Annotated in this window: 20 protein-coding genes; 6 read left to right on the top strand and 14 right to left on the bottom strand. The window is 63.3% G+C overall.

The genetic code is table 11. The features are described 5' to 3' along the window. Nucleotides 1-8: 8 nt before the first annotated feature. The gene (locus BLX41_RS18085) at nt 9-479 is read left to right on the top strand and encodes a prepilin peptidase (RefSeq protein WP_123725996.1); all 471 of its coding nucleotides are present in this window, start codon (nt 9-11) and stop codon (nt 477-479) included. A 126-nt stretch (nt 480-605) separates the two neighbouring features. Then, on the top strand, nt 606-1,397 hold the full coding sequence (locus BLX41_RS18080; protein WP_123725995.1) for a response regulator transcription factor: 792 nt from the start codon (nt 606-608) through the stop codon (nt 1,395-1,397). A 56-nt stretch (nt 1,398-1,453) separates the two neighbouring features. Here BLX41_RS18080 and BLX41_RS18075 read toward each other — a convergent pair whose 3' ends face one another. Genes BLX41_RS18075 through cpaB form a run of 8 tightly spaced genes read right to left on the bottom strand, consistent with a single transcriptional unit; the run spans nt 1,454 to nt 8,921 of the window. Continuing rightward, the gene (locus BLX41_RS18075) at nt 1,454-1,720 is read right to left on the bottom strand and encodes a DUF3613 domain-containing protein (RefSeq protein ID WP_123725994.1); all 267 of its coding nucleotides are present in this window, start codon (nt 1,718-1,720) and stop codon (nt 1,454-1,456) included. A 2-nt stretch (nt 1,721-1,722) separates the two neighbouring features. Continuing rightward, on the bottom strand, nt 1,723-2,457 hold the full coding sequence (locus tag BLX41_RS18070; RefSeq protein WP_123725993.1) for a tetratricopeptide repeat protein: 735 nt from the start codon (nt 2,455-2,457) through the stop codon (nt 1,723-1,725). 10 nt (nt 2,458-2,467) lie between these two features. Then, a complete protein-coding gene (locus BLX41_RS18065; protein ID WP_123725992.1) occupies nt 2,468-3,352 on the bottom strand; it encodes a type II secretion system F family protein in 885 nt (294 codons plus the stop codon). A 1-nt stretch (nt 3,353) separates the two neighbouring features. Continuing rightward, a complete protein-coding gene (locus tag BLX41_RS18060) occupies nt 3,354-4,235 on the bottom strand; it encodes a type II secretion system F family protein (RefSeq protein WP_123725991.1) in 882 nt (293 codons plus the stop codon). A gap of 16 nt (nt 4,236-4,251) precedes the next feature. Beyond that, on the bottom strand, nt 4,252-5,532 hold the full coding sequence (locus tag BLX41_RS18055) for a TadA family conjugal transfer-associated ATPase (RefSeq protein WP_123725990.1): 1,281 nt from the start codon (nt 5,530-5,532) through the stop codon (nt 4,252-4,254). Then, the gene (locus BLX41_RS18050) at nt 5,529-6,716 is read right to left on the bottom strand and encodes a CpaE/TadZ family protein (protein WP_123725989.1); all 1,188 of its coding nucleotides are present in this window, start codon (nt 6,714-6,716) and stop codon (nt 5,529-5,531) included. The genes BLX41_RS18055 and BLX41_RS18050 overlap by 4 nt, the downstream gene beginning before the upstream one ends. Beyond that, nucleotides 6,713-7,966: a type II and III secretion system protein family protein gene (locus BLX41_RS18045; RefSeq protein WP_123726015.1), complete on the bottom strand. Its 1,254-nt coding sequence runs from the start codon at nt 7,964-7,966 to the stop codon at nt 6,713-6,715. The genes BLX41_RS18050 and BLX41_RS18045 overlap by 4 nt, the downstream gene beginning before the upstream one ends. 19 nt (nt 7,967-7,985) lie before the next feature. Next, nucleotides 7,986-8,921 (bottom strand): Flp pilus assembly protein CpaB, encoded by a 936-nt coding sequence (gene cpaB / locus BLX41_RS18040; protein WP_123725988.1) that lies wholly within the window; start codon nt 8,919-8,921, stop codon nt 7,986-7,988. Between the two features lie 328 nt (nt 8,922-9,249). Here cpaB and BLX41_RS18035 point away from each other — a divergent pair, with 328 nt between their 5' ends. Further along, nucleotides 9,250-9,456 carry a Flp family type IVb pilin gene (locus BLX41_RS18035; RefSeq protein ID WP_123725987.1) on the top strand — a complete coding sequence of 69 codons (207 nt, stop codon included), beginning with the start codon at nt 9,250-9,252 and terminating at the stop codon, nt 9,454-9,456. Nucleotides 9,457-9,641: 185 nt separating this feature from the next. After that, complete coding sequence (locus BLX41_RS18030) at nt 9,642-10,055, top strand: response regulator (RefSeq protein WP_123725986.1); 414 nt, start codon at nt 9,642-9,644, stop codon at nt 10,053-10,055. Nucleotides 10,056-10,130: 75 nt separating this feature from the next. Here BLX41_RS18030 and BLX41_RS18025 read toward each other — a convergent pair whose 3' ends face one another. The 3 genes from BLX41_RS18025 to BLX41_RS35660 form a co-directional block, all read right to left on the bottom strand. Next, the gene (locus BLX41_RS18025) at nt 10,131-11,807 is read right to left on the bottom strand and encodes a ShlB/FhaC/HecB family hemolysin secretion/activation protein (RefSeq protein WP_123725985.1); all 1,677 of its coding nucleotides are present in this window, start codon (nt 11,805-11,807) and stop codon (nt 10,131-10,133) included. A gap of 191 nt (nt 11,808-11,998) precedes the next feature. After that, nucleotides 11,999-13,303 carry a collagen-like triple helix repeat-containing protein gene (locus BLX41_RS18020; protein WP_259744997.1) on the bottom strand — a complete coding sequence of 435 codons (1,305 nt, stop codon included), beginning with the start codon at nt 13,301-13,303 and terminating at the stop codon, nt 11,999-12,001. Continuing rightward, nucleotides 13,300-13,473 carry a hypothetical protein gene (locus BLX41_RS35660; RefSeq protein WP_259744996.1) on the bottom strand — a complete coding sequence of 58 codons (174 nt, stop codon included), beginning with the start codon at nt 13,471-13,473 and terminating at the stop codon, nt 13,300-13,302. The genes BLX41_RS18020 and BLX41_RS35660 overlap by 4 nt, the downstream gene beginning before the upstream one ends. 517 nt (nt 13,474-13,990) lie before the next feature. Between BLX41_RS35660 and BLX41_RS18015 the strand changes: the two genes are divergently transcribed. Then, entirely contained in the window at nt 13,991-14,440 is a 450-nt protein-coding gene (locus tag BLX41_RS18015; RefSeq protein WP_123725983.1) for a DMT family transporter, read from the top strand. 7 nt (nt 14,441-14,447) lie between these two features. On the opposite strand, the gene BLX41_RS18010 is transcribed toward BLX41_RS18015, so the two are convergent. Both BLX41_RS18010 and BLX41_RS18005 read right to left on the bottom strand, forming a co-directional pair. Continuing rightward, the gene (locus tag BLX41_RS18010; protein ID WP_123725982.1) at nt 14,448-15,302 is read right to left on the bottom strand and encodes a MaoC family dehydratase; all 855 of its coding nucleotides are present in this window, start codon (nt 15,300-15,302) and stop codon (nt 14,448-14,450) included. A 2-nt stretch (nt 15,303-15,304) separates the two neighbouring features. After that, nucleotides 15,305-16,657 (bottom strand): 3-oxoacyl-ACP reductase, encoded by a 1,353-nt coding sequence (locus tag BLX41_RS18005; RefSeq protein WP_123725981.1) that lies wholly within the window; start codon nt 16,655-16,657, stop codon nt 15,305-15,307. A 133-nt stretch (nt 16,658-16,790) separates the two neighbouring features. Between BLX41_RS18005 and BLX41_RS18000 the strand changes: the two genes are divergently transcribed. Next, complete coding sequence (locus BLX41_RS18000; RefSeq protein WP_123725980.1) at nt 16,791-18,068, top strand: acetyl-CoA C-acetyltransferase; 1,278 nt, start codon at nt 16,791-16,793, stop codon at nt 18,066-18,068. A gap of 83 nt (nt 18,069-18,151) precedes the next feature. Here the strand turns inward: BLX41_RS18000 and BLX41_RS35655 are convergent. After that, nucleotides 18,152-19,197: methyl-accepting chemotaxis protein (locus tag BLX41_RS35655; RefSeq protein WP_259744995.1), on the bottom strand; the 1,046-nt coding region annotated here is incomplete at its 5' end.

The raw sequence follows: 19,197 nt of genomic DNA, 5'->3' as shown, positions 1-19,197 counted from the left end.
TTTAGGCGATGCATTTCTGGGTTTTGTGGATCTGGTTGGCAATCTGTGCGCTGCAGGATCTGCATCAGCGGCGCATCGCCAACACCTTGACTCTGGGCGCCGCACTGCTGGCCGTCCTTTACCTGTTGTGGACCGGCAATACCTGGCTGGGTGCCAGTGCCGCACAGGGCGGTTGGGCATTGTTGCTGGCCCTGCTGTTCACCCTGCCCGGGTATGCCATGGGCCGGATGGGCGCGGGGGACGTCAAGTTGATGGCGGCCCTGGGGCTGCTCTGCGACCCTGAGCATCTGCTGGGGGCCTTTATCGGCGCCGGGCTCTGCAGCCTGGTGTGGCTGCTGATCGCTCCCAGGCTCTGGGTGCAGCAGAAACAAGGGCTTGGGCCCCAAGGGGGAGCGTCCGGCCGGGGCTTGTCAAAAAAATACCCATTTGCCCCCTTTGTACTGGCTGGAATGGTCTTAACTATGAGCGTGATCCACTAGTCGCCGGGCTGATTAATGCTATGTACATAGTCGGAAAGTGGGTCTAGGTTTTAAGTTGTAGCTGCCCGGATCCTGCGGGGCAGGACAGGAGTGGCCAGTCGACGATCGGCCCGCACGGAGTAGCACGTGAACAAGCTCACCTCACAGATGAAAGTGCTCGTGGTCGATGATCAGCCACTGATTGTCGAAGAACTTTGCGAGTTTCTTGAAAGCAGTGGTTACCGTTGTGTTCCTTGCGAGTCCAGCCGCCAGGCTGTGGATTGCTTCAACAAGGACCCGGAAATCTCCCTGGTACTGTCCGACCTGCACATGCCCGATATGGACGGTATCCAGCTGGTGCAGGAACTGCAGCGGCTGGCCGGCAAGCATCGGGTATTCGAAGCGATCATGCTCACCGGCCAGTCGGACAAACAGGATGTGATCAAGGCCCTGCGCGCGGGCATTGCCGACTACTACCAGAAACCCATCGACCTGGACGAACTCCTCGAAGGCCTGCAGCGTCAGGAAGTCGCCTTGCAGGAGCGGCAGAAGAACTTGCACCTGGGGCACCTGAACCAGAAGCTGCAGTTTCTTTCGGAGTCCATCGACGATTTGTACCAGGACCTGGACAAGGTCCGGCGTACGCCCGCCGCCAGCCGCAGCGAGGAGTCTCAGGGCGACAGCGCCGCAGACACGGACTCCATCGAGATGCCGGCAATCTTCAACCAGCTGTCGCCACGACAACTGGACGTGGCGCGACTGGTGGGCAAGGGGCAGACCAACTATCAGATCGCCTGCGAACTGGGGATCACCGAAAACACCGTCAAACTCTACGTTTCCCAGGTCCTGCGGCTGACCCACATGCACAACCGCACACAGCTGGCCCTGGCCTTGTCACCGAGCAATTCGGGACTGCGCCAGCGGGTCACCGCCCACTGATAGCGAGTCGTGCGTGGCGGCGGTGCTGGTTTCACCGCCGCTTGATTGCCTCCTGACTATTTGGTTTTCACCTTGCCACCGGCATCCGGATCGTACAGGTCCGGAATTTCGTATTGATATTTTTTCAGCCAGCGTTGCAACGCCAGCTCACGTTCCGTGGGGGTCGCCGTCTGTGGCTGCGGCGAGGCCACCAGGTTGCGACTTTGCAACAGCAGCCAGCCTTCGGTCTCCTGCTGCTGGGGCGAGGCGGGGCCTGCGTCGATGGCCTGGGCGGTCAGGGGCAGCGTCAGCAGGACGGTGCAGCAGAACATGGGCAGTTTCATTTTCAGCGCTCCTTGGACGGGGTGACCTCAGGCTGCAGGGTGGTGGACCCCTTGGCCACCTGGGACACGGAGGCGGTGGTTATCGCGGGTTTTCCGAGCTCCTCGGCGCGGGCCTGGGCCTGGGCAAACTGCTGGGGATTCAGGTTGGCCTGGCTGACCACTTCGGCGGCTTGCTTCCAGTTGTCCTGATAGAGCAACAGGGTCACCAGGTTGATGGCCGCCAGCGGCTCGGATTGTTTGAGCTCGATGGCGGTGAGGAATTCGAAGCGTGCATCTTCGATGCGCAACTGGTTGAGGTAGACGACTCCCAGGTCGTTGCGGATTTTTTCATTGGTCGGTGCCAGTCGTGCGGCCCTTTGCAGGTGAGTCTGGGCCTGGCCGTTGTCACCTCGGGCTGCCGCCAATTGCCCCAGGCCATGTTCACCCTCGGCGGCCAGGCAGGAGCCCAGCAGGCTGCGGTACAGCGGCTCGGCTTCACTACGCCCCAGCAGCCGGTAGACCCGGGCCTTGCGCACTCGCACCTCGGCGAGGTTGTCCGGCAGGTTCTGCAGGTTGGCAAGGCTGGCGTGCAGCTTGCCGTCGTTGGCCATCTCATCGGCGAGGTTCACCGCCAGTTCCTGCTCGGAGCTGAGCTTGGCGCAACTGGCGGAGTTGGTCAGGGCCGCCCACGGCACCTGACCGTTGCTGGCGCACCCGCCGAGCAGCAACAGGCTGGCGGCGACAATCATGGCTTTCATCAGATTCCCTCTAGGAAGCAAAGGCTCGGGCGATGGCGGTGAAGCCCGGCCCGGCCAGCACGATCAACAAGGCGGGGAAGAGAAACAGCATCATCACCACCGACATTTTGGCCGACATTTTCGATATGTATTCCTGCAGGCGGGTCAGGCGCCGGTCGTCGAGCAACTGTTTGAGGGCCTGCAGGGATTTCATCGCCCCGCCGCCTTGCAGTATCAGTTGCTGGAGAATCACGCAGGTGTCGGTGAATTCGTCCACCGCCAGCAGGGTCGCGGTCTGGTTGAGCTCCTGGCCCAGTTCCAGGCCCGAATCGACCCGTACCAGGATCAGGCGCAGCTCGTGGGTCAGTTCCGGCAGCAACTTCCCGGCTTCGTTGCTCAGGACCCGCAGGGCCTGTTCCACGGCCATGCCCGATTCGAACAGGATGCGCAGCAGGGGAATGAAGGTGGAGATCTCCAGGGCGATATGCTTCTGCCGGCGGTGAGCGGCGTAGGCCAGGGCACGCTTGGGCAGCAGATAGCCGGCCCCGGCAGCCAGCATCGGTACCAGCCATTTGCTTTGAGCGTGGGGGAACGCCACTTCCTGGACGAAGATCACCAGGCACACCGCCAGCACCGGGGTCGCGATCTGGCTGGCGGCGAACAGCGAGCGCTGGGTGGCGCGACGCCAGCCCAGACGGTTGAGCAGAATTTGCGTTTCGCTGTCCATGCTGACAGCGCGCTGGCCGAAACGGCTGTCGCCCAGCAGTCGCAGCCAACTGCCCAGGCGGTTGTCACGGGTCATGTTGCCCTGCAGTCGCTGGGCAATCTGGCGTTCGCGCCGGCGTTGCTCCAGCACGCCGTTGCCAAGCAGCAACAAGGCTCCGAAAAACAGCATCGCAGCGGCCAGCAGAAGCATTTCAGATACTCCTCAACATGCGCCACAGGGCCAGGCAGCCGAAGATCTGCAGGCACACGGCAGTGATCAGCATTTTCTGTCCGGAAGGGTCGTGCCACATGCCCAGCATGTAGCCCGGGTTGGTGAGCATGAAGTAGCCCACCAGCAGCAGCGGCAGGGTTCCCAGGACCCAGGCGGTCATGCGGGTTTCGCCGGTCATCGCGCTCAGTTGTCGGGCCCCTTGCTCGCGCTCGCGAATCAGCTTGATGAGGTTTTCCAGTAGCTCGCTGGCGTTGCCGCCGTAACGGTGATTGACCTTGAGGCCCAGGGCGAACATGCGTAACTCGTCCTGTTCGTAGAACTCGGCGAAATCGCTGACCGCGTCCGGCAGATTGACCCCCAACTGCACATTGCGCTGGATACGCCCCATGGCTTGTTTCAGCGGATCGTTGCTGGCCTCGATGGCTCCCAGCACGGCATCTGCCAGGGTGCGTCCGGACTTCAGGCTGCGCACGCTGTGATCCAGCAAGGGGGGCAGTTGCTCGATCATGCGTTTGAGCCGGCGCTGGTACAGCCAGGCGATATACAGGCGCAACAGCAGAGGTGGGCCGAAGATGCAGCCCAGCAGTCCGAGCCAGTCCCCCAGCAGGTAGCCCAGCAACATGAGCACTGCCCACACCGCCAGCCACAGGCCCAGGCGCTCACTGGGCTGGCCCAGGCCGGCGCGGGCGAAGGCGCGCTCCAGACCGGTCCATGAACTGCGTTGCGGGCTCAGTTCGGGTTGCCCTTCGGCCAGCCGATTGAGCACCCGTTCACGCTCGGTCTTGCGCACGCCGTGGTAGAACAGCCAGCCGGAAAGCCCCAGCAGAATCAGGCAGATCAAGGTAAGCAGCAGACCGATCATGGGCTACCTCGCCGGTTCAATTGACGCCCAGCCCGCTCTCGCGGCGCAGTTTGTCCCCCGCCGGGTTGAGTGCCTCGCGCAAGAAGCCAAAGCCCAAGCCGCTGCGGCGATCCAGGCGGAACAGGGTATTGGTGACATAGATGTCATCGCGAATGCCCACCACCTCCACCACTTCGCTGACGCAGCGCCGGCCATCGGGCAGGCGGGTCAACTGGATCACCACATCCAGGGCTGCACAGATCATCTGCCGCAACGTGCGCTCGGCGATCTGACGGCCGGTCAGGCCCACCAGGGTCTCCAGGCGCAGCAGGGCATCCTGGGCGTTGTTGGCGTGCACCGTACTCATGGAACCATCGTGGCCGGTGTTCATCGCAGTCAGTACATCCAGCACTTCCACGCCGCGGATCTCACCGAGGATGATCCGGTCCGGGCGCATCCGCAGGGCGTTGCGGATCAGGTCGCTGGCCTTGACCTCGCCATGGCCCTCGGCATTGGGCGGGCGGGTTTCCAGGCGCACCACATGGGGGTGTCCCAGTTGCAGTTCGGCCACGTCTTCGATGGTTACCAGCCGCTCGTGGGGATTGATCAACTGGCTGAGGATGTTCAGCAGGGTGGTCTTGCCGGTACCGGTGCCGCCGCTGATCAGGATGTTGCAGCGTTTGCCCACGGCTTCCTGGAGGAACTCGAAGATCGCCAGGTCGATGGTCTGCATGGCGATCAGGTCGCTGCTCTTGAGCATGTCCTTGCGAAATTTACGAATCGACAGGCAGGGCCCGTCCAGGGCAATCGGCGGGATGATCGCGTTGACCCGGCTGCCGTCCGGCAGGCGCGCATCGACCATCGGCGAGGACTCGTCGAGGCGTCGGCCCAGGGGCGCGAGGATCCGTTGCATGACCCGCTCGACGTGGTGGGCGTCGATGAAGCGCAGGTCGCTCTGGTGCAGGACGCCGTCGCGCTCGACAAACACCCGGTGCGGGCCGTTGACCAGAATCTCGGTCACCGCCGGATCGCGCAGCAGCACTTCCAAGGGGCCGAAGCCGGTCAGCTCATCGACGATCTCCTCCGCCAGCCGTTCCATTTCATAGCGGGAAATCGCCAGGTGCATGCGCGCGATGTACTCCGCCACTTTGTCGGTGACGAACTGCGAGAGGTTCTGCCGGGAGCTCTCCAGCAGGTTTTTTCCCGACTCTTCGATGGCATCGATGATGTAGCGATGCAGCACCAGTTTCAGGCCTTCGTGGTCGCTATTGCCCGGTGCCGTGCGGGCCGGGGCGCCAAAGAGTTTTTCGCCGCTCATTTGCCCCCCATGATTCTATTGAGCCAGCCGGCCTTGGGCTGGGGCAGGCCTTCGGAGCGCTTGGCCAGGCGTTCGCCCAAGGTGCGAATACTTTGGGTCAGGCTCTCCCGGGGGGCCATTTCAAACAGGGTGACCCCCTGGTTCTTGGCGTTCAGGCGTACCTCCGGGCTGTAGGCCAGCACCGCGATCACTTCCAGGCCGAAGGTCTTGCCCAGGGTTTCGGAATCCGGAGTGACGGCGCGCAGGTAGCGGTCCACCAGCAAGCGCGCGTGTTCCAGTTTCATGCCCTTTTCGCGCCAATGATTGAGGACTGCCAGGTTGCGCCGGCAATCGAGGACATTCTGGTCGGTGCACCACAGCAGCTTGTCGCAATGGCTGACGAAGGTCCGCAGGGCTTCGCTGTCCGGCTGGCCAACGAGGTTCACCACGATGTGCTGGAAGTGCTGGCGCAGTGCGCTGAGCAACATGTACAGCTCAGCTGCGCTGGTGTGTTCCAGGGGCTCGTCGTGACTGGCATAGGCGAGGATTCGCAAACCCGCTTCAGTGCTGGTGAAGGCACTGTCGATCAGGGTGGCGTCCAGGCGCCGCAGGTGTCGCAGGGCATCACCGAAATGGAACGAGCTCTCCAGCCCCAACAGCGCCAGGCTGTCGCCACGGGGCAGGCCGAGGTCCAGCAACAGGGTCTGCTGGCCACTCTTCTGTACCACCAGTGCCAGGTGTCCAGCCAGGAGTGCACCGTCGCTGTCGCTTTGCGCGCCATAGAGCACAGTCAGGCCACCCAGCTGGGTGTTGGGCGTCACCGCCGGCAGCCGCTTGCTCAAGCGCCTGACCAGGCCGGCGACCTCACTGGAGCGCGAGCCGTAAGCGACGAAGTCCCGGGCGCCGGCGCGCATGGCGTTGAGTACCAATTGATTGTCCATACCATCGCCGAGGGCGACGATCGCCAGCATCGGCTTGGCTTCCAGGGCCCCTTCGATCAGCGCGGCCTGGGCCACCACATGTTCGCGGTCGAGGCCGACGAACACCAGATTGGCGAAGGTCACGTCCACCAGTGCCAGCAACTCGTCGAGGCTACCATCGGCCCCCACCACCTGGCCCAGGGGCGCCAGGGCCCCTTGCAGCCACTCAAGGTCAGTGCTGTTGCGGGTGATGGCAAGAAAGGTCTGGCTCAGGCTCTGGCTCATTGCGATAGCCCGCTGCGCTTGTCGAAGTTGCCGTTCTCGAGGAAGAACATGCGATAGAAGTTCGGGTCGTAGCTGCGCAACCGCTCACCGGGCAAGGCCGGCAGCTTGGCGTCGGCGGCCAGGGGCTGGACCAGGTGCGGAGTGACCACCATCAGCAGCTCGCGCTCTTCGCGATTGATCGTCGAGTCGCGAAAGAACGCCCCCAGTACCGGAATGTCCCCCAGCCCCGGAAACTTGCTCACCTGGGAACTGTTGCGGGTGCTGATCAGGCCGCTGATGACGAAACTTTCGCCATCGGCCAGGGAGACACTGGTGTCCGTGCGGCGCACGGTCAGTGCCGGTACCACGGTCCCGGCGATGGTCACGCCGTTGCTGTAGTCCAGCTCGCTGACTTCCGGGGCCACTTTCAGCGAGATGCGACCGCTGTCGACAATGGTGGGAGTCAGGGTCAGGCGGATGCCGAATTCCTTGTATTCGATGGTCACGCTGTCGCTCCCGGTGCTGGGTACCGGAATAGGAATCTCGCCACCGGCGAGGAAGCTCGCACTCTGGCCACTGAGGGCCACCAGGGACGGCCGGGCCAGGGTGTAGGCGAAGCCGCTGCCCTCCAGCGCGTTGATCAGGGTCAGCACCCGGCCGTTGCCGAAGCCGATATTGAAGGTGCCATTGTCCAGGGGGATGTTGGTGCGCCGGCCACCGAAGGTCGGGGTGACGCTGCCGGAGGTACCGCCGCTGATGGGAGCGGTGCCGGGAGAGCCGAACAGGAAGTTGTGCCCGCGGCCGAAGATCGAGGCACTGGCCTCCTTGAGCTTGGTGCGGCTGACTTCGACGAAGCGGATGTCGGTCTGTACCTGGCTGGGCAGCAACGGGTCGTTGCTGATTGGCAAGCGGCTGGCGGTCATGTCGGCAGTGGCCCGACCGCGCACGAACACCATGCTCTGGCGCGCAGTACTGGAGCAGGAGGTCCAGACCATCAGGCTGGTGGCGCCGGGGGCCATGCCCGTGAGGAGAAAGGCCTTGTTGCCGTTGGCGTGGACATCGGCGACTTTCGGATCGCCCACCGCCAGGCGGGTGATGGCCACCGGGGACTGCAGCTCCTGCTGCAAACCTTCGCCCACTTCCAGCACTGCCGGCAACGGTGCCAGGCTCGAGCAGCCCGACACTGGTGCCGCCAGGGCCTGGTTCCAGAGCAACTGACTCAGGCCCAGGGTCAGCAGTGTGGTGAACAGCGGCATGGAACGACTGCGCATGTAGTGCATCCTTGCTCAATCAGGGAGTTTGTTGAGAAACCTGGTTACCTCGGATGACCTCCACCGCCGAGCGTGGTGCGCCACCGTGGGCGACCGGACTACGGGGAGCGCTGCCGAGGGCCAGTTGAGTGAACTGGAACAGGTTGCTGTTGGCTGCATCGAGGTGGCCGATGGCGTCCTCATGGCCAGCCCAGTAGTGGGCCAGGCGCTGTTCCTCGCTGCTACGCACGGCCAGTCGCAGCACACCGACCTGGGTGGCGAGCATCAGCCGGCTCAAGAGCTGCTCGGGAACGGCCAGGACCACGGTACGGGCGGCAATGCGGCGCTGGTCCTGTTTGAGCCTCTCCTCACTGCTCACGGCAGGGGCGGCAGGCTGTCCGTCGTTGGTCAGTCCCAGTTGCTCGCCCACCGCCAGTACCCGCATGGCGGGCACGGCGATCTGTGCCGATTGCTGGGGATTGGTCGTGTCCTGGCGCAGGAACAGCAGCACGTCGACATAGTCCCCTGGGCTCAGTTGCCCGGCGGCGCCGATCACTTCATCCACCGCTACCGCCAGGGCCCGTTCATCACTGCGAATCATCCGTGCCAGGGCGCCACCGGTATCGAAACTCTGGGCGTTGAGCCAGGTGCCAGCGCTCAGTTGCCGCCAGGGCGTACGTCCCACAGCCTGATCAATGGCACTGAGGCTGCCGGCCGGCGCGGTGCGCAGTTTTTCCAGCGCCAGATCCGCGGCGGTGAGGGGAACGAAAGGTGGCACATCACGCACCAGTACCACCACGGGTTGGCGAGTCTGGTCCTCGGCATTGCTGGTGATTTGTTCGACGACTCGGGGGGCCACCGGTTGAGCCGGTGGTGCCGGTTCGGGTTGACGGCTGAGGACCAGGCCCCAGTAACCGAAAAACACCGCACCCAGCAGCAGAAGTCCAGCCAGACCCATGGTGACGCGACTGTTCATAAAGGCTCTCCCTATCCTGCTGCACTACCAGCCCGTGATTCCAAACGAGTTAATTTCGCAATCAGGCAGCTATGAACATGCAACTATTTCGCTATGTGAAGGTAGTTGAGCTAGGACGAAATGCCATTAACTCGGCGAAAAATAGCTAACAAAAGTATGAGTTGCTCAACGGGAGTGGTTTTTTGGCGCCAACCATCCGATTAATACTTAGTGATTAATTAGTTCTTACAGTTGCTGGGCCGGGCATTGTTGACAATGCTCAGGTGGCAGCGGGGAATTTTGCCCGGTGCTGTTCCAGTGGCGCCTTGCGGCGCAAAGGAGAGCTAGGATGATTCTTCAATATTTGTTGCTCAGGGCGCGCCTGTTTTTTGACCGCACCGAAGGCGCATCCGCGATCGAGTACGCGATTGTCGTGGCGATGGTGGCAGTAGTGGTCGTAGCGTTCGTCACCCCCCTGGGGGATCGCGTGCTGGCTATCTTCAACAACATCCTGACCAACCTTGGAGGCACCACCGTCACCCGGCCTACCCCTTGATCATCGAGATTGCCCGGATGAGCAGCCGCTGGGCAGCGCTCGACAGACCTTCAAGCCACCCCCGGTTCCGTGCAGGCCTTCGGTTTTCTCGAACCGAAGGCCTGCTGGCGGTTGCGCCGTCGGTGGCCTGATGTTCGACGGCTGCGTTCAACCACGGGCGTGACGCTCACTCCAGGGTACTGTCCATGACTTCCCCCCAACCCGCACGCCAGCAATTGCTGCTGGTGGACGACGAAGAAGACGCGTTGATGGAACTCGCCGAGCTGCTGGAGGGCGAAGGTTTCTGCTGCTTTACCGCCACCTCGGTGAAACGTGCGCTGGAGCACCTCACCCGACATCCGGATATCGCCCTGGTAATCACTGACCTGCGCATGCCGGAGGAGGGAGGCCTGTCGCTTATCAAGAGGCTGCGAGAGCACACCTCCCGCCAGCACTTGCCGGTGATCGTCATGTCGGGTCACGCAGACATGGATGACGTCAGTGACCTGTTGCGCCTGCAGGTCCTGGATCTGTTCCGCAAGCCGATCTATCACGTGCGCCTGCTGGAAACCCTCAATAATCTGTTTCCCCAACCCCGGCTGCATGTGGTCGGTCCCTGACATCCAGGCTTGCACCAGCGTTTTTGACCGGCAAAAAAAGACCCGCTGGCGAGCGGGTCACAATCACGCAACTGTTCAGAGCTGATAGCTGAAGCTGAGGGTGTAGCGCGGTCGGCGGTTGTAGGTGTCCAGGGCTTCATCGGACATGGGCTTGGCTGCCTCCAGAGCGATGTTGTAGTACTTGGAGTCGCCGAAGCGCAGGCCCACAGCCGCCGATGACAGGTTGCTGCCCTTGACCGGCAGTTGGTTGAACCAGGTCTTGGAGCGGTCCAGCACGACGTAGGGTTGCAGTACCCGAACCCAGGGACCCTCACGATGGAAGCTGTAGTTCACCTCATAGGCCACGCCCCAACCCTTGTCGCCGGTGGCCTGATCGTCGGGGTAACCACGCGCGAAGTTCTGCCCGCCGAAACTGGCCCGTTCACTGTCGGGCAGGTTGTCGTCGCTCCAGTACAGGGCCGCGGAAAGCACGCCCTGCAGGTTGTCGAAGAAACGGTCGCTCTGTACCCCCGCCACACGCAGGCGGAAGAAATCCAGGTCGTAGAATTCGTTGTTGGTCTTGGCCCCCATGCTGTCCAGGCCCTGGTAGATACCGGCGCTGAGGATTCGCAGTTGGCGCGGATCGGACTTGCTCCAGTCGCCCTCCAGGGCCAGGGCGCGGATATCGGTCTCCTCTTCCAGGGTCAGGGGAGTGTTGCTCACCCGATAGCGAGTCTTGTCGTTCACTGCATACAGGCGCGTACCGGCGGTGAACATCTCATTGGGCGAGGCGATGAAGGGGAGGTTGATGCCAATGGAGAAACGGTCGTTCTCGCGATGGGGCTCAAGCTCCAGGCCATTGACCAATTGCACGTTGCTGCGTGGATCACTGCGGTAGCGCGCACCGTAGAGGCTCAGTTGCGTGCCCTCGGAATCCAGCAACTGGCTGTAGTCCAGGCGGTAGTAGTGTTCCTTGTCCTTGCCTGGGGGGAACAATCCGCTGAGGCTGAGCCGTTCGCCCCAGGCAGTTTGCGAATTGCTGGTAATGCCCACCAAGGCCTGCAGACCATTGCGGTTGTCGTCGGTGCTGTTGAGGGTGGTGGTGATGGGCTTGCGGCTGGCCACGGCCACCAGTTGCGTCGCACCGTCGGTGGTTCCCGGTGGCGGCACCACCGCCTGCAGGGTCACACCCGGTACCCGGCCCATCAGCGTGGTATAGCGTTCGAAGGTCTTGCGGGTCAGCGGGCGCTCGGCCTTTAGCTTGCTCACCAGTTTGTCCAGGTAGGCGGACACCGGACCGATGTCGCCCTGCAACTGGTAGTCCCTGATATAGCCTTCCACCAGCACCACCCGCAGGACACCCTGGTCGAAGTTCTGCTGCGGCATGAAGGCATAGGACAGCAGGTAGCCGTCGTTCTGGTAGCGTCGGGTGATCTCGCGGGTGGCCTCGATCAATTGAGCGAAGCTGGTTTCATGGCCGATCAATGGCTGGTAGATCGCCGCCAACTCCTCAAGAGGGTAGACCGTGCCGCCTTCGATCTGTACCTGGCGCACCGTGACCTTGGTGCCCATCATCAGCGGCTGCTGCCCTTGGGGGGCTACGGGTTGCTCGGGCATCTGCGGCTGCGGTGTGGCCGGGCGGTAGGCGTCCACCGGCAGGTTGGGCTGGGGGAGGTTGGTAATGCTGTCGTTACTGTTGAGAAAACGGGGAAGGGAGTCGGCGTAGGCGGAGGTACAGCATCCAATCAACAACAAACTGGCCAACGTGCGCATAGGACACTCCATGGTCAAGCCGCAGCGGTGCTAAAAGTCCTCATTCCATGCACCGTTCAGGGTCTGAGCCATGATCAGGTGCTGGATTGTCATGCTCTTATAAACAAAAAGGCGAGAGACTCATCTGAATCCCTCGCCCTCAACCAAGCGTAGGCGCTGTAGGTGAGGCCGTCGAATCGGCCAGGTGCAAATTATTTTTTGCTGCCACCCAACGCGCCGGTCAACCCACCCAGCACACCGCCCAGGCCACCGTTGAGACCCGCTCCTGTGGAAGTGCTGCCACTGGCGCTGGCGCCGACCCCGAGTCCACCGAGCAAGCCGCCGCTGGGGGCAGTGCCACCGTTGACCAGACCGCCGACCGAGGCCACGGTGCTACCCACTGCACCTAGGGTGCCGCCCAGGGCGCCGCCGACCGGATTGCCGCCCGTGCTGCCGGCTACGGTAGTACCCACATTGCTCACAGCCCCGCCCACTTGGCCCAGCAGACCGCTGACCGGACCACCCAGGCCGCTGGCTGCGCCCACCTGCTGGGTCAGGCCGGTGACCGAACTGGTGACCGGATTCAACGCCGAGCCAAGGTTCACGCCGACACTGGCCAGGGGCGCGGTGACCACCAGATTGGGAGTGCCTGGGCCGCCCAAGGCTCCGCCCACCGAGGCGATCAGGCCGCCCACCGCACCGCCTGCTGCACTCCCAGCGCTGACAGTGCCATTGGTGTTGCCGGTGTTGATGCCGTTGCCAAGGTTGGCCACTGCACCGCCTACGACTTCCAGCAAGCCGGTGCCGCCCAGGCCAGTACCGCCGCCGGTGCCGCTCCCTGACTTGCCAATGTAGCCACCTGCGCTGTTTACCGCGCCGCTGGTATTGCTCAGGGCGTTGCCCAGCAGGTCGGTCACAGGGTTGCCATCACCGGTATCGCTGACCTTCTCGCCGGCATCATCCACAGCATCGGTCACGCTCTTGATCAATCCCTTGACCGGTGCGCCGAGGCCGGTGGCGCTGCCCACGTTGCCAGTCAGGCCTTCTGCCAGGCTCACTACCGGTACCAGTACCTTGTCACCCACGCCATCGGTCAGGGTGCCTACCGGCCCGCTGCTGGTGACGGTACTCAAGGTGTTGCCCAGCATGGTCACCCGGGTGCCGACACCACTGAGTACCGGGGCCACCTTGGTCACCACGCCACCGACTACCGGAACGCTTTGGGTGGTCGCCGCCAGTTGCCCGCTGAGATCTTTGACTCCGGCGCCCACATCGCCGACCACGTTGCCGACGGTGGCGGTGGTCTTGCTCAGGGCCTTGGGATCACTGCCCAGTTTGCCGAGGCCATTGGTCAAGCCTTCACCCACGGTGTCCACCACATTGCCGGTGGTGTTGACGGCACTGCGGACCAGGCCACCTACCACGGGAACCGCTGCCAGAGAGTTGCCCAGGTCGGTGATACCGTCGCCGACACCGCTCACGGTGGTACCCACGCCGGACACCACGTCGGCGGTCACCAGGGAGCTGGTGGTGCCACCTGTTCCACCACCGGTACCACCGCCCGTTCCGCCTCCGGTGCCTCCGCCGGTACCACCACCTGTTCCGCCTCCGGTGCCTCCTCCGGTGCCTCCGCCCGTTCCGCCACCAGTACCACCGTCAGCAGTGGTTGGAGATGAGCTACTTCCACTCTTATGGCCGCCACCGCCGCCGCTGCAGCCTGCCAGGCTGAGGGTCAGGATCATGGCCAGTGCTGTACATGCTTTCCATCCGAATTGAGTTTTCATGAGAGGTATCCCTTGCACCTGTTACAACGTTCGTTGTTTTCGATAGCTCTCCAGTTCTATTGCTGAAGATGCCTTCGTCCGTTGTCTACATAAAAGGCGCAAGCGACTATTTGAACAATTATGAACTTGGTATTAATGACTTGTATTTTTGGATTTTTATTTCTCCACAAGGAACTAGTTTTAAAGTATTGGTTGTGGGGATTTGTTTTTTATAAGTTCTTTTTTATCAATATCTTATGTTCTATGTGTGGGGTGTTGTTCGTGAGCTTGAAACTAAAGTTATATATACACAATTAATGGGTTTTATTTTGCTTTCCAGGTGAGGGGTAACAACGGCTGGGGGCTTTATTAGTTGGTGTCGAGGGCTTTCAACTCTGCGCTGGCCTATACTGCGCGGCCGAATGATTGTTGGAGCCTGTGATGCCTGGTCCAATCTGGTGGCTGTTGTGCCTGCCGTTTTTCGCTGGGGCCTTTCTGGCCCTGCAAGCTGGAATCAACGGTCAGTTGGCCAAGCAGGTCGGTGGCGTGCTGGCCGCAGCACTGATTTCCTTTTTTGTCGGCACTGCAGCCTTGTTGATCCTGGTGTTGATGCAGCGCGAGATGCCGTCGTTGAGTGCCCTCAAGGGGCTGACATGGTGGCACTGGTGCGGTGGTCTGCTGGGGGTCTTCTTCATCACCACCGCAGCCTTTGCCGGGCCAAGGATCGGTGCCTTGCTGTTCATGGCGCTGGTGCTGGCAGGCCAGTTGAGCATGGCCCTGGCCCTGGACCACTTTGGTTGGGTGGGCTTTCGCGAGGTACCGGTCAGCCTCGGCAAGATTGCCGGATTACTGCTGATCGTCGCCGGCGTAGTGCTTATTCGCCGGGGCTGATGCCGTCTCAGGCGATGGGCTGCCAGCGACCCTGCATATGTTGCAGGTCGCCGTTGCCCAGGAGCTGGAGTTCGCCACTGGACCCAGCGGCGCTGGCCTGCAAGCGAACGGTTCCCGGCAGTAGCACGGGCTTCATGAAATGCACCGACACTTCGATATTCGCAGCCGGCAGGTGCTCGCTCAGTGCCGCCAGGGTCATGGCCTTGTTCCACAGGCCGTGGGCTATGGCCTGGGGAAAGCCGAACAGGCGGGCACTCCAGGCACTGAGGTGGATAGGATTGTAGTCACCAGAGACCCTGGCGTAGCGTCGGCCGATATTGCTTTCGGCCTGCCAGCGGCTCACCTCGCTCAGGCCTTCGCCCAAGGGCGGGATCGGCGCCGCAGGTTCTCCGGGCAACTTGACTGTGCGGCAGAGCATCTGGCTTTCGGCTTCCCAGAGCGGCCCCAGCAGATCGTCCACGGTGGTCACCAGATCGAACACCGCCCCCTTGGCGTGAGGTTGCAGGTTGTCTACCCGGACCCCGATCCGCACGCTGCTGACGTTGCCCATGGGGCGTAACACTCGAATCCGGTTGGCCAGATGGACCAGCCCCAGCAACGGGAAGGGGAAGTTCTGGGCGGTGAGCAGCTGCATTTGCAGCGCGAAGGCCAGCACATGGGGATAGGTGGCGGGGAGCAGGCCGTTGTCGGCAAAACCGCACACTTTGCGATACGCCGCCAGCCGTTTGGGCTCCAGGCTGATCCAGCAGCGCAGCCCGTCTTCGGGCAACTCGGTGCCATTGACCCGCCGTCTCAGCGCCGCCTTGAGATACAGCGGCGGCAAGAGCGCAGGCAGGTTCAGTTCATGCCAGTGCGTTGTCATCTTCAGGCTCCCAGGGCACTTTGCCCACATACACGCAAGGCTTGCCCGCTGACCGCGCCACTGCCCGGCTGGCCGAGCCAGGCCACGGCCTCGGCGACGTCCTGAGGCAGGCCGCCCTGGCCCAGGGAGCTCATGCGGCGTCCGGCTTCGCGCAAGGCGAAAGGCACCTTGGCGGTCATCTGGGTCTCGATGAAGCCTGGCGCCACGGCGTTGATGCTGATGTCCCGAGCCTTGAGCAAGGGAGCCCAGGCCTGGGCCAGGCCGATCAGCCCGGCCTTGCTGGCGGCGTAGTTGGTCTGCCCGCGGTTGCCGGCGATGCCGCTGATGGAGGCCAGCAGGATCACGCGTCCGTGATCGTGCAGGCGGCCACTGTCCAGCAGGGCCTGGGTCAGTATCTGTGGGGCGTTGAGGTTCACCGCCAGCACCGCATCCCAGAATTCCGCGGTCATGTTGGCCAGGGTCTTGTCCCGGGTGATCCCGGCGTTGTGCACCAGGATGTCGATGCCCTCGGGCAGTTGCTCGAGCAACTGGGCCGTGGCGTCCTCGGCGCAGATATCCAGGCAGATGGCGCGTCCGCCCAGACGGGCCGCCAGGGCTTCCAGATCGGCCTTGGCCTGGGGCACATCCAGCAACAGCACCTGGGCCCCGTCCCGGGCCAGGGTTTCGGCGATGGCCGCGCCAATGCCCCGGGCCGCGCCGGTGACCAGGGCCTTGCGCCCGGCCAGTGGCCGGCTCCAGTCCTGGACCTGGCTGGCGCAGGGTTGCAAGTGGATCACCTGCCCGGAAACATAGGCGCTCTTGGGCGAGAGAAAAAATCGCAAGGCGCCTTCCAACTGCTCCTCGGCGCCCTCAGCCACGTACAGCAGTTGCAGGGTGGCGCCGTCGCGCAACTCCTTGGCCAGGGAGCGACTGAAGCCCTCCAGGGCGCGCTGGGCACTGGCGGCAAAGGGCTCTGTCAGGGATTGCGGAGCGCGTCCGAGGATCAGCAGATGGGCGCTGGATTCAAGGCTTCGCAACAGCGGCTGGAAGAACTCCCGCAGTTGCTTGAGCTGGTCGGTATGCAGCAGTTCGCTGGCATCGAAGACCACGGCCTTGAGCTTGGGCCCGTGCCCGGGAATCCAGGGCGTGGCCAGGGCCGGATCGGTGCCGTAGCTGTAGACCGAGTCGGTCAGGCGCGGTGCCAGGGCGCTCACCTGTTGGGCCATGGCGCCGCCACCGATCAACAGAGCGCCTTCGATGGGCCGCAGGCGGCCGGCCTGCCAGCGCTCCAGACGTACCGGTGACGGCAGGCCAAGGGCCCCGACCAGGCGCTGGCCGATGGACGAATTGGCGAAGTCGATATAACGGTCGGACATGGAACGCACTCCGCAGGCTGGGGTTCAAAGTGTGGACCACGAATGGCCCCGAGTCGTTCGATCTGCGAGAAGCCTCCTACGCTAGTGGGGGACGTACTCACCGAAGTCGCACTCAAAGAATAGGGAGCTTTCCATGACACAGCTGCGTCGCGTCGCGATTATCGGCGGTAACCGCATTCCCTTTGCCCGCTCCAACGGTCCGTATGCCACTGCCAGCAACCAGGCCATGCTCACGGCCGCCCTGGAGGGCCTGATCGAGCGTTACCAGCTTCACGGCCTGCGCCTTGGCGAAGTGGCGGCGGGGGCGGTGCTCAAGCATTCGCGGGACTTCAACCTGACCCGGGAATGCGTGCTGGGTTCGCGGCTGTCACCCACGACCCCGGCCTATGACATCCAGCAAGCCTGCGGCACCGGCCTGGAAGCGGCCTTGCTGGTGGCCAACAAGATTGCCCTGGGGCAGATCGACTGCGGCATCGCCGGTGGCGTCGACACCACCTCGGATGCGCCGATCGGGGTCAACGAGGGGCTACGGCAGATCCTGTTGCAGGCCAATCGGGCCAAGAGCACCGGCGACAAGCTGAAGATCCTGCTGCAGTTGCGGCCCCATCACCTCAAGCCGGAACTGCCGCGCAACGGTGAGCCGCGCACCGGCCTGTCCATGGGCGAGCACTGCGAGCAGATGGCCAAGACCTGGAGTATTCCCCGTGGCGAACAGGACCAACTGGCCCTGGAGAGCCACCAGAAAATGGCCGCCGCCTATGCCGAAGGCTGGCACGACGATCTGCTCACCCCCTTCCTCGGTTTGACCCGGGACAACAACCTGCGCCCGGACCTGACCCTGGAAAAGCTCGCCAGCCTCAAGCCCGCCTTCGATCGCAGTGCGGCGGGCACCCTCACTGCCGGCAACTCCACGCCTCTGACCGATGGGGCCTCCCTGGTGTTGCTGGGCAGTGAGCAATGGGCCCAGGAGCGCGGCCTGCCGATCCTCGCCTACCTGCGCGACGGTGAGGCTGGCGCGGTGGACTTCGTCAAGGGAGCCGAAGGTCTGCTGATGGCTCCGGTGTATGCCGTGCCGCGCTTGCTGGCGCGCAACGGGCTGAGCCTGCAGGACTTCGACTATTACGAGATCCACGAAGCCTTTGCCGCCCAGGTGCTGTGCACCCTCAAGGCCTGGGAGGACGCGGATTACTGCAAGACCCGCCTGGGCCTCGACGCGCCTCTGGGCCCCATCGATCGCGCCCGGCTCAACGTCAAAGGCAGCTCCCTGGCGGCGGGGCACCCCTTTGCCGCCACCGGTGGACGGATTGTCGCCAACCTGGCCAAGTTGCTGAGTGTGGCGGGGCAGGGGCGCGGACTGATTTCCATCTGTGCGGCGGGCGGGCAGGGCGTGACGGCGATCATCGAACGCTGAGGTTCGTGGTATTCCCCGGCACGCAGGCTCCTACACAGAAATGCCGCCCATCCGTAGGAGCCGGCTTGCCGGCGAAAGCGTCTTCAGGTCTTGAAGCGCCGTACCAGGGCGTCCAGCTCATTGGACAGCCCCGCCAGGCTCTGTGAGTCCAGGCGCGCCGCGTTGGCCAGTTCCGCCACCAGTTGCGCATCGCCATGGATCTGGCTGATGTGCCGGTTGATGTCTTCCGCCACTTGATGCTGCTCCTCGGCGGCGGTGGCGATCTGGGTGTTCATGTCGCGGATCACGTCCACCGACTCGCGGATCTGTCCGAAGCTGTTGCGCGCCAGGCCGATGCGGTTCACCGACTGCTGGGACACTTCCAGGCTGGCGTGCATCTGCTGGGTCACGGCGCTGGTGCGCTTGGCCAGGTTGCCCAGCAGCCCGTCGATCTCGGCGGTGGAATCGGCGGTGCGCTTGGCCAGGGCGCGGACTTCGTCGGCCACCACGGCAAACCCACGGCCCTGCTCACCGGCCCGGGCCGCCTCGATGGCGGCGTTGAGGGCCAGCAGGTTGGTCTGCTCGGCGATGGAGCGGATGGTGCCGAGAATCGACTGGATGTCGTTGCTGTCGCGTTCCAGTTGCTGCATCGATTGCGCCGACTGCTCGATCTCCTGGCTCAGGCGGTCGACGCTGTGCACCGCGTCGTCGATCTGCTGCTGGCCTTGCTGGGCCTGACGCTGGCCACTGTCCGCCGATTCGGCGGCCTGGCTGCAGGAGCGGGCCACTTCGTTGGCCGTGGCAACCATTTCGTGGAAGGCCGTGGACACCATGTCCACCGCTTCGCGCTGGCGTCCGGCGGCTTCGGCCATGTCGCTGGAAACCTGGGTCGAGGAATGGGAGGTGGCGAGAATCTTCTGTGCCGCCTGGCCGATGTGCTGGATCAGGCTGCGGATCGCCGCGAGGAACTGGTTGAACCAGTTGGCCAGTTGCGCGGTTTCATCGCTGCCACGGATATTCAGGTTGCGGGTCAGGTCGCCTTCGCCCTGGGCGATGCCTTCCAGGCCACTGGCGACACTGCGGATCGGCCGCACGATGAGGCTGGCGAAGCTGGCTCCGAATACCGCGAACAGCACGGCCAGGACCCCGG

The sequence above is a fragment of the Pseudomonas protegens genome, assembly GCF_003732485.1.
Classification (GTDB): domain Bacteria; phylum Pseudomonadota; class Gammaproteobacteria; order Pseudomonadales; family Pseudomonadaceae; genus Aquipseudomonas; species Aquipseudomonas protegens_B.
This window is presented reverse-complemented; position numbering and strand designations above follow the sequence as displayed.